This is a genomic window from Variovorax sp. F042 (assembly GCF_057814215.1).
In genome coordinates, this window is sequence record NZ_JBVASX010000002.1 from 201,009 (window position 1) to 209,955 (window position 8,947).

Genomic DNA, 8,947 nt, shown 5'->3' on the forward strand with positions numbered 1-8,947 from the left:
AGGATCAGCCCAGTTCGGGCGCGTTGCGCAGGATGGCCACGCGCATGTCGTCCGGAATGGCGACGGCGCGATGCGTTTCGAGCGAAGTCGTCACGATCACCTGAGTCATCTGCATGCGCACTTCGCCCGTCTCGGCGCTGAAGCAGCGCACCGCCAGCGTCATCGAACGCGAGCCTAGCCGCTGCACCGTGAGCCCGAGGAGCACCTGGTCGCCCATGCGGCTCACGGCGCGGAAATCGACATCGAGCTTCACGGTCGGCAGGCCGATGCGGCGCTGCGCCACCAGGCCGTGGTAGCTGAGCCCCAAGCCTTCATTGACCCAGTCCTCGATCAGCCCGTTGAGCATCACGAAGTACTGCGGATAGAAAACGATGCCCGCCGGGTCGCAATCCGAAAACCGGATCAGCCGCGGCCTGCGGAACTCGTTGCTCGCGGCCGCCAGATCGACGTGCGTGTCGTCGCTCATCCTCAGCCCTCCTCGCCCGAAGGCTCGCCGCGCATCACATGCACGCGCAGCAGGCCCAGCTGCGTGTGCATCTGCTTGACCGTCTTCATGTCGAGCCCCGAGAACATCTCCAGAATCCACTGCTCGTGCTCGCTCGCCATCGTCTCGAAGGTGCGGCGCCCCGTGGGCGTGAGGCTCACGATCCACGCGCGGCGGTCGTCGGGGCTGGGCGCGCGCGCCACCATGCCTTCGCGTTCGAGCTCATCCGTCAGGCCCGTGACGTTGCCGCCGGTCACCATCAGGTAGCGCGATAGCACGCGCATCTTGAGCCCATCCTCGTAGCGGTAGAGCTGCGCCATGTAGTCGAAGCGCGCCAGCGAGATGCCGAAGCGCTCGCGCAGCCGGCGCCGGATCTCGGCCTCGATCTGCGTGGTGCTGGCCAGCATGCGCAGCCACAGCTTGAGCATCGCGTGGTCCTCGTGGCCCGCGCGGGCTTCGTGGCCCAGTTCTTCCGCATCGCTCAGCGCGGCGTGCGAGGCATCGTTGTTGCGTGTCATGTCACTTCTCCCCCCGAAACCGAGATGGACTGCCCGGTGACCGACGCTGCACCGGGCCCGCACAGCCAGCGCACGGCATCGGCCACCTCGGACGGTTGCACGATCCGCTTCTGCGGATTGACGCTGGAAAACTCCGCCAGCGCGTCGGCCTCGCTGCGCCCGGTCTTGCCGACCACATTGGCGACGCTGTTGCGCAGGATGTCGGTGTCGGTGTAGCCCGGACACACGGCATTCACCGTGATGCCCTTGCGCGCCACCTCAAGCGCCAGCGAGCGCGTGAGCCCGATCACGCCATGCTTGGCCGCGGTGTAGGCCGCCACGTAGGCGTAGCCCTTCTGCCCCGCCGTGCTGGCGATGTTGAGGATGCGGCCCCAGCCGGTGTCGAGCATGTCGGGCAGTGCCGCCTGCGCGCACAGAAAGCTGCCGGTGAGGTTGACCGACAGCATCCGCTGCCAGAGCTCGAACGACGTCTTGAGGAAGGGCGCACTTTCGGCCGCGCCGGCGTTGTTGACGAGCACGGCGACCGGGCCTCGCGCGGCGCGGGCCTCGGCGAATGCCGCCTGCACAGCCTCGGGGCTCGCCACGTCGGCGGCCACGACGCCATGCCCGCCGCCCGCGAGCGAATCGGCCACGCGCTGCAGCGCCTCACGGTCACGGCCCAGCAGCGTCAGGACGGCGCCCTCGGCTGCCAGGGTGCGGGCGATCTCGGCGCCGATGCCGCGTGCCGCGCCCGTGACGAGTGCGTGGCGGCCAGTGAGTGAATTTGATTGCATACCTGAATGTTTTAGTTCTGAATCATTTTAACGGAGTGCGCCGGCTCGGGTTGTCAGCGCATGAAACGGCCGCCGTTGAGGTCCAGCGTGGTGCCCGTCATGAAGGCTGCTGCCGGCGAAGCCAGATAGACCACCGCCGCGGCCACCTCCTCTGGCAATCCGAAGCGGCCGAGGGGAATGCCCGCCCGCAGCGCCCACTGCTTCGCTGGCTCCATGGCGTCAAGCGCGGGGCTGCGGATCGCCGCAGGGGCCAGCGCATTCACCGTCACGCCGTGCGGCGCCAGTTCCTGCGCGAACGATCGCGTCAGCGCCAGCAGTCCGGCCTTGCTCGCTGCGTAGTGCGCGCCGGTCACCGTGCTGGCCTGCTGCCCCGCCATCGAAGTCAGGTTGACAATGCGCCCCGCGCCGCGCTCACGCATGTGCCGCCCGGCAATGCGACAGCCGAAGAAGCTGCCACGCAGGTTGACGGCGAGCACGTCGTCCCACTCTTCAGGTGTGATGTCCCAGAGCGATGTGGTCGGCGTGCGCGCCGCGTTGTTGACCATGACGTCGACAGCGCCGAAATGTGCAACCGCCTTGTCGAAGCAAGCGGAGAATGCCGCCTCGTCGCGCACATCGAGTTGCAAGGCGAGCCCGCCGACCTCCGCCGCAACGGCTTCGGCATTCGCAAGCTCGATGTCGGCCAGGGCCGCGCGCGCCCCGGCTTCCGCCAGCCCTCGCGCGATGGCCGCTCCCAGCCCCTGCCCCGCACCCGTCACGAACGCCACGCGGCCGGAAAGCGGGAGCAGCACTGCGCTCGTCATGCGATTCGCCTCAGGCCCTGGCGGGCCGTCCGTCCCAGGTCTGCGGCCCGACACCGCGCTCACGCAGCTTGAACTTCTGCACCTTGCCGTTCTCGGTGCGCGGCAGGTCGGCCAGCAGGTCGATGTATCGCGGCACGGCGAAGTACGGCAGGCGCCCTTCGCAAAAGCGCGCGAGTTCGGCGGGATCGATCGACACGCCCTCGCGCGCCACCAGCGCAGCCATCACCTCGTCTTCGGCCAACTCGGAGCGCACCGGGTACACCGCGCACGAGGCCACGCCCGGGTGGCTCAGCAGCACCTGCTCGACCTCGAACGAGGAGATGTTCTCGCCACGCCGGCGGATCGCGTCCTTGATGCGGTCGACAAAGCGGAATGCGCCGTCGGCATCGCGCACCACGCGGTCACCGGTGTGAAACCAGAGATTGCGCCAGGCCTCGACCGTCTTCTCCGGCATGTTGAAGTAGCCGCTCGCGAAGGCGTACGGCTCGTCCGCACGCAGCAGCAGTTCGCCCGCTTCGCCGGGCGGCAGCGCCACGTCGTCTTCATCGGCCACGCGCGCCTGGAAGCCCGGGCGCAGCCAGCCCATGACACCGCCGCGCGGCGAATCGGGCGTGGTGGCGATGGCGAAATTGGTTTCCGTCGAACCGTAGCCTTCGAGCAGCGACACGCCAGTGCGCGCCTTGAACGCAGCGCCTGCGGCAGACGGCACGCCGGGCCCCAGCCCGATGCGCACGCGGTGGTCGCGCTCCCCAGGGCCTTCCGGCTGCGCGAGCAGGATCGGCACCATCGCGCCCAGCAGATACACCACCGTCGCCCCGCTCGAGCGCATCGTCGGCCAGAAGCCCGAGGCCGAGAAGCGCGACTCGAACACAACTTGTGCGCCCGTCAGTGCGGCCTGCGCGAAGGTGTTGAGCGCGTTGATGTGAAAGAGCGGCAGCGTGGTGCACAACACATCGTCGGCGCCGACGCCGAGCACTTCAGCGCTGTTCAGGCCCCACCAGAAATACTGCGCATGCGGGCAGATCACGCCTTTGGCCGGCCCCGTGGTGCCGGAGGTGTAGAGGATCGCGAGCGGGTCGCCGGGCTGCACCGCAGCCGGATCAACGGGCTCCCCGCCCTCGGGATACGCCACGACGCGCACACCTTCAGGCGCTCGCCACGCATTGGATGCAGCTTCCCCAACCACCCAGACCTCGCGCAACGCTGTGCACGACAAGTCCGCCGTGGCCAGCCGCTCCAGGAAGCCCGCCTCGATCACCAGCAGCTTCGCCTCGCTGTTCGCCAGGAAGTATTCAATCTGCGGCCCCATCGACGCCGTGTTGACAGGCACCATCGATGCCCCCAACCAGCCTGCACCGAGAAAGCTTTCGAGAAACTCGACACGGTTTCCGCACATCACCGCAATGCGGTCGCCGCGTACCAGGCCAGCCGCCGCCAATGCCCCAGCACGCACAGCCGCAGCCCGCGCCGCATCACCATGCGTCCACTCGCTCCCCGCGATCCGCAGCAACGCACGCGAGCCGAACAGCCCGGCCTGCCGCCGCAGCATCGCCGGCAGCGTGCGCAGGGCGGGCGGTACGGCGCGCGGGTCACTCGTCATCGTGCGTGCCTCCGCCGAGGTAGGTGGCCTGCACCCGCGGGTCGCTCGCCAGCTCGGCCGAAGCGCCAGACAGCGCAATCTCGCCCGTCTCCAGCACATAGCCCTCGTCCGAGCTTTCGAGCGCGGCGCGCGCGTTCTGCTCCACCAGCAGGATCGACACGCCGTCTTCCCGCAGCTTGCGCACGATGGTCAGAATGTCGCGCACGATCAGCGGCGCCAGCCCGAGGCTGGGCTCGTCGAGCATCAGCAGGCGCGGCGCCGACATCAGCGCGCGCCCCACCGCCAGCATCTGCCGTTCGCCACCCGACAGCGTGTCCGCGCGCTGCGAGCGCCGTTCCGCCAGCCGCGGAAAGCGGTCGTACACCGACTGCAGCCGCTTCTTCATTGCATCGCCGCGCAGCCGCTTGGCGTACGCGCCGAGCTGCAGGTTGTCGAGCACGGTGAGCTCGCCGAACAGCTCGCGCTTCTCGGGCACGAGGCACAGGCCGCGCTCCACGCGCGCCTCCACGTCCAATCCCTGCAGGTCTTCGCCTTCGAAGCGCAGCGTGCCCTTGCAGGGCAGCAGGCCCATGGCCGCGGCCAGCAGCGTGGTCTTGCCCGCGCCGTTCGGCCCGATCACCGAAATGATCTGGCCCGGCTGCAAGTCGAGCGACACCCCGCGCACCGCCTCGACCTGCCCGTAAGACACATGCAGATCGCCGATCTCCAGCATCGCGGTCATACAACGCTCCCCAGGTAAGCCGCCTGCACACGCTCGTCCGCGCGCACCGCCGACGGCACGCCCTCCACGAGCTTGGAGCCGAAGTTCATCACCACCAGCCGGTCTACCAGTTTCATCACGAAGTCCATGTCGTGTTCGACGATGAGGATGGTCACGCCCTCCTCGCGCAGCTTGCGCAGCAAATCGCCGAGTGCCATCTTTTCCTTGCGGCGCAGGCCGGCAGCCGGCTCGTCGAGCACCAGCAGCACGGGGTCGGCGGCCAGAGCGCGCGCAATTTCCAGAATGCGCTGCGTGCCCAGCGGCAGGCTGCCCGCCAGTTCGTGCGCGCGGTCGCCCAGGCCGATGCGGTCGAGCTGGCGCTGGGCCTCCTGCAGGATCTGGCTTTCCTCCGTGCGGTCGAGCCGCAGGCCCGCCTTCAGGATGCCCGAGCGCGTGCGCGAGTGCGCACCCAGCGCCACGTTGTCCAGCAGGCTCATGTGCGGGCGCAGCTTCACGTGCTGGAAGGTGCGCGCCAACCCCAGCCGCGCCACCTCGCGCTGCGGCATGCCCGCGATGTCGTGGTCCAGGAAGCGCACCTGGCCCGCGCTCATCGGCAGCGTGCAGGTCAGCAGGTTGAACATGGTCGACTTGCCTGCACCGTTGGGCCCGATCAGCCCGACGATCTCGCCGGCCTTCACTTCGAAGCTCACGTCGTTCACCGCAACCAGCCCGCCGAAGCGCTTGACTGCGCCGTTCACCGACAGCACCTGCGAGCCGCGTTCGGGCAGCGTGCGATGCGGCAACGGTTCGACCGGCGGCGCCTCGTGGCGCGACGGTCCTTGCGCAGCACCGCGACGACGCGTCCAGCGTCGCAGCAGGCCCATCACGCCGCCGCGCGCAAAGTGCAGCAGCAGGATGAACAGCGCGGCGAAGGCCACGGCCTCCAGCTGGCCGGCGCGTTGCGTGAGCATCGGCAGCACGTCTTGCAGGCCGTTCTTCAGCACCAGCACCAGCGCGGCGCCAACCAGCGCACCACCCAGCTGACCGAGACCGCCGGCCACCGCCATCAGCAGGTACTCGATGCTGGCGCGCACGTCGAAGGGCGACGGGCTCACGAAGCGGTTCATGTGCGCATAGAGCCAGCCCGCCAGCCCCGCGAACAGTGCGGCCGTCACGAACAGCGACAGCCGCACGCGGTACGCATCCGCCCCCACGCTCGCCAGCAGCGTCGCACCGCCGCGCAGCCCGCGAATGGCACGTCCAGGCCGCGACTGCAGCAGGTTGTAGCTGAACAGGCAGCCCAGACCGACGACCACCCAGATCAGGTAGTACATCGCACGCGGATCAGCCAGCGACCAGCCCGCGACCTGCAGCGCCGGAATGTTCGACAGCCCCGTGTGCCGACCGAGCGCATCGACGTTGCCGAACAGCATCGCGATCGACAGCCCCCAAGCGATGGTGCTCAGCGGCAGAAAGTGCCCGCCGAGCCGCAGCGTGAGCATGCCGATGGCAAGCGCCGACAGCCCCGTGAGCAGCAGCGCGAACAGCAGCCCGATCCAGGGCGACATGCCTTGCGTCGTCGTCAGCCATGCGGTGGCGTAGGCCGCGATGCCCACGAAGGCCGCCTGCCCGAACGATGTGGCGCCGCCCACGCCCGTGAGCAGCACAAGGCCCAGCGCCACCAGCGCGCCGATGCCGATGTCGTTGAGCAGCGAAACGGTGAAGCTGCCCGCCAGCACCGGCACCAGTGCCAGCACGACGACGAGCCCGGCGATCCACGCCCGGCGCTTGTTGCGGTTCGCATTCATTGGTCCACCTCGTCTTCTTCCTCTTCGGCGTGCGTGGCCATGAAAGACCGCAGCATGAGCACCGGAATCAGCAGGCTGAACACGATCACGTCCTTCAGCGCGCCGCTCCAGAACGAGGCAAAGCTCTCCACCACGCCAACCGCGAGCGCGCCAATGGCCGTCATCGGGTAGCTCACGAGCCCGCCGATGATCGCGGCCACGAAAGCCTTCAGGCCGATGATGAAGCCCGAGTCGTAATACATCGTCGTCACCGGTGCGATCAGCACGCCGATCAGCCCCGCCAGCAGCGAGGCGCAGCCGTACGCCAGCAGCGCCGTGCGCACCGGCCGTATGCCGACCAGCCGCGCGCCCACCCGGTTCACGGCCGTGGCGCGCAGCGCCTTGCCTGCCACCGTGCGCTCGAACACCAGGAAGAACAGCCCACTCAACACGATGGCCGCTCCCACCATCAACACCACCTGCCCGCTGACCGTGAAGCCATCACCCAGCGTGAACACGGCGCTGGTCAGCGGCGTGGTGCGCGAACCCTCGGGCCCGAAGAACAGCAAGCCCAGCCCCGACAGCAAAAAATGCAGCGCCAGCGACACGATCAGCAGCACCAGCACCGATGCATCCGCGATCGGCTGGAACACCACCCGCGCCAGCAGCGGCGCGATGGGCACCACCAGCAGCACCGCCACCGCGATGTGCACCGCCACCGGCACGCCCGGCCGCGCCGCCAGCCATGCGAGCACGCACGGAATGGCGGGCAGCACGCCCCACATCAGCACCGCCTTCGGAATGCGCGCGGCCTCGCCGCGACGCAGCAGGCTGCCGATCTCGGTGGCCAGGGCCAGCGCGGCCAGCACCGCGACCATGCCGATGGTCGGCGGCACGCGGTCGGTTTCGAAGGCCGCGAGCGACAGGGCCGCAAAGGCCGCGATGTCGCCGAACGGCACGAACACCACCCGCGTGACGGAAAAGATCAACACCAGCCCCAGCCCGGCCAGCAGATAGACGACCCCGTTGGCCAGGCCGTCGGTGAGGAGAATCAGCGCCACGTCCCATGTCATCGCGCGGCCCTCCGGAAAGACAAAGGCGAGAGGTTCAAGGTGCGAGCTTCCATTGGCCGTTGTCGAGCTTGACGATCACGCGGGCGCGTTCGTCCACGCCGTAGAGACTGCCGGGCTTGAAGGTGTAGACGCCGTGCGTGCCCACCACTTCCTTCGTGCTGAAGATGGCATCGCGCAGTGCCACGCGAAACTCGGGCGTGCCCGGTTCCGCCTTCTTCATGGCGCGCGAGGCGGCATCGACGAACACCAGCCAGCCGTCGAACGAATAGGCCGAGAAGGCGTCGCTGGTCGGTGCGTTGTTGACCTTCTGGAACACGGCGCGGAAGTCTGTCGCGATCTTCTTGGTCGGGTAGCTGTCCGGCAATTGCTCGGCCACGATCACCGGGCCGGTGGGCATCAGCGCGTTCTGGCCGGCCGCGCCGACCACGCGCACGAAGTCGGGGTTGATCAGGCCGTGCTGGCCGTACACGCCGCCCTTGAAGCCGCGCTCCTGCAGCGCGAGAAACGGCAGCGCCCCCGGCGTGCCGGCGCCGCCGGTCATCACCGCATCGGGCCGCAACGCCACGATCTTCAGCACCTGCCCCGTCACCGAGGCGTCGGCACGCGCATAGCGCTCGTTGCTCACCACCTTGATGCCGGCGCCGGGCGCGGCCTTCATCAGCGCGTCGTAGACCAGGTCGCCCCAGGCGTCGGAGAAGCCGATGTAGCCCACGGTCTTCACGTTGTTGCGCTTCATGCGCTCGACGACCGCGTCGATCATCAACTGCGTCGGCTGCGCCACCGTCATCACCCAAGGGTTCTCGTTGGGGTCGAGCAGGATGGGCGTGAGGCCGATCATCGGCGTCTTCGCTTCCTTGCCCACCTGCGCCATCGCAATGGCGGCCGGCACGCCCGATGTGCCCATGAGCACGTCGACCTTCTCTTCCTCGATCAGCTTGCGCGCGTTGCGCCCGGCCGTGGTCGGGTCGGAGCCATCATCAAGAACGACCAACTGGATCTTGCGGCCGTTCACCTCGCCCTTGTAGGCCAGCGCGGCCTGCATGCCCTTGGCATAGGGCACGCCCAGCGAGGAGTTCGGCCCCGACAGCGACACGCTGAGGCCGACCTTGAGGTCGGCCGCGAACGCGCTCGCTATGCCACAGGCGGTCAGCGCCGCGGCGAGGGTGCCGCGCGTCAGGATCTGCATCAGGCTCTTCATGTCGTAGCTCC

9 protein-coding genes are annotated in these 8,947 nt (G+C 68.6%); all 9 read right to left on the reverse strand.

Annotated features, from left to right (window positions below; all coding sequences use genetic code 11):
• Positions 1–4: 4 nt before the first annotated feature.
• From ACZYSP_RS09430 to ACZYSP_RS09470, 9 genes are read right to left on the reverse strand one after another with little or no spacing between them, the layout of a single operon-like run.
• Positions 5–466: an acyl-CoA thioesterase gene (locus ACZYSP_RS09430; RefSeq protein ID WP_426391873.1), complete on the reverse strand. Its 462-nt coding sequence runs from the start codon at positions 464–466 to the stop codon at positions 5–7.
• A gap of 2 nt (positions 467–468) precedes the next feature.
• Positions 469–1,002, reverse strand: a complete 534-nt coding sequence (locus ACZYSP_RS09435; protein WP_093049788.1) for a MarR family winged helix-turn-helix transcriptional regulator — start codon at positions 1,000–1,002, stop codon at positions 469–471.
• Positions 999–1,775, reverse strand: coding sequence for an SDR family NAD(P)-dependent oxidoreductase (locus ACZYSP_RS09440; protein WP_489013928.1), 777 nt, complete (start codon positions 1,773–1,775; stop codon positions 999–1,001). The genes ACZYSP_RS09435 and ACZYSP_RS09440 overlap by 4 nt, the downstream gene beginning before the upstream one ends.
• Positions 1,776–1,828: 53 nt before the next feature.
• Positions 1,829–2,578, reverse strand: a complete 750-nt coding sequence (locus ACZYSP_RS09445; protein ID WP_307615798.1) for an SDR family NAD(P)-dependent oxidoreductase — start codon at positions 2,576–2,578, stop codon at positions 1,829–1,831.
• Between the two features lie 10 nt (positions 2,579–2,588).
• Positions 2,589–4,178 carry an ATP-dependent acyl-CoA ligase gene (locus tag ACZYSP_RS09450; RefSeq protein ID WP_489013930.1) on the reverse strand — a complete coding sequence of 530 codons (1,590 nt, stop codon included), beginning with the start codon at positions 4,176–4,178 and terminating at the stop codon, positions 2,589–2,591.
• Positions 4,168–4,899 (reverse strand): ABC transporter ATP-binding protein, encoded by a 732-nt coding sequence (locus ACZYSP_RS09455; RefSeq protein ID WP_007831224.1) that lies wholly within the window; start codon positions 4,897–4,899, stop codon positions 4,168–4,170. The genes ACZYSP_RS09450 and ACZYSP_RS09455 overlap by 11 nt, the downstream gene beginning before the upstream one ends.
• Positions 4,896–6,686, reverse strand: a complete 1,791-nt coding sequence (locus ACZYSP_RS09460) for a branched-chain amino acid ABC transporter ATP-binding protein/permease (protein WP_489013933.1) — start codon at positions 6,684–6,686, stop codon at positions 4,896–4,898. Before ACZYSP_RS09460 ends, ACZYSP_RS09455 begins: the two co-directional genes overlap by 4 nt.
• On the reverse strand, positions 6,683–7,738 hold the full coding sequence (locus ACZYSP_RS09465; RefSeq protein WP_489013935.1) for a branched-chain amino acid ABC transporter permease: 1,056 nt from the start codon (positions 7,736–7,738) through the stop codon (positions 6,683–6,685). The genes ACZYSP_RS09460 and ACZYSP_RS09465 overlap by 4 nt, the downstream gene beginning before the upstream one ends.
• A 34-nt stretch (positions 7,739–7,772) precedes the next feature.
• The gene (locus tag ACZYSP_RS09470) at positions 7,773–8,936 is read right to left on the reverse strand and encodes an ABC transporter substrate-binding protein (protein ID WP_093049770.1); all 1,164 of its coding nucleotides are present in this window, start codon (positions 8,934–8,936) and stop codon (positions 7,773–7,775) included.
• Positions 8,937–8,947: the final 11 nt, after the last annotated feature.

Coding starts and splice junctions, on each gene's coding strand:
- ACZYSP_RS09470 (WP_093049770.1), bottom strand. CDS start 8,936: ATGAAGAGCCTGATGCAGATCCTGACGCGCGGCACCCTCGCCGCGGCG.
- ACZYSP_RS09430 (WP_426391873.1), bottom strand. CDS start 466: ATGAGCGACGACACGCACGTCGATCTGGCGGCCGCGAGCAACGAGTTC.
- ACZYSP_RS09460 (WP_489013933.1), bottom strand. CDS start 6,686: ATGAATGCGAACCGCAACAAGCGCCGGGCGTGGATCGCCGGGCTCGTC.
- ACZYSP_RS09440 (WP_489013928.1), bottom strand. CDS start 1,775: ATGCAATCAAATTCACTCACTGGCCGCCACGCACTCGTCACGGGCGCG.
- ACZYSP_RS09465 (WP_489013935.1), bottom strand. CDS start 7,738: ATGACATGGGACGTGGCGCTGATTCTCCTCACCGACGGCCTGGCCAAC.
- ACZYSP_RS09450 (WP_489013930.1), bottom strand. CDS start 4,178: ATGACGAGTGACCCGCGCGCCGTACCGCCCGCCCTGCGCACGCTGCCG.
- ACZYSP_RS09455 (WP_007831224.1), bottom strand. CDS start 4,899: ATGACCGCGATGCTGGAGATCGGCGATCTGCATGTGTCTTACGGGCAG.
- ACZYSP_RS09435 (WP_093049788.1), bottom strand. CDS start 1,002: ATGACACGCAACAACGATGCCTCGCACGCCGCGCTGAGCGATGCGGAA.
- ACZYSP_RS09445 (WP_307615798.1), bottom strand. CDS start 2,578: ATGACGAGCGCAGTGCTGCTCCCGCTTTCCGGCCGCGTGGCGTTCGTG.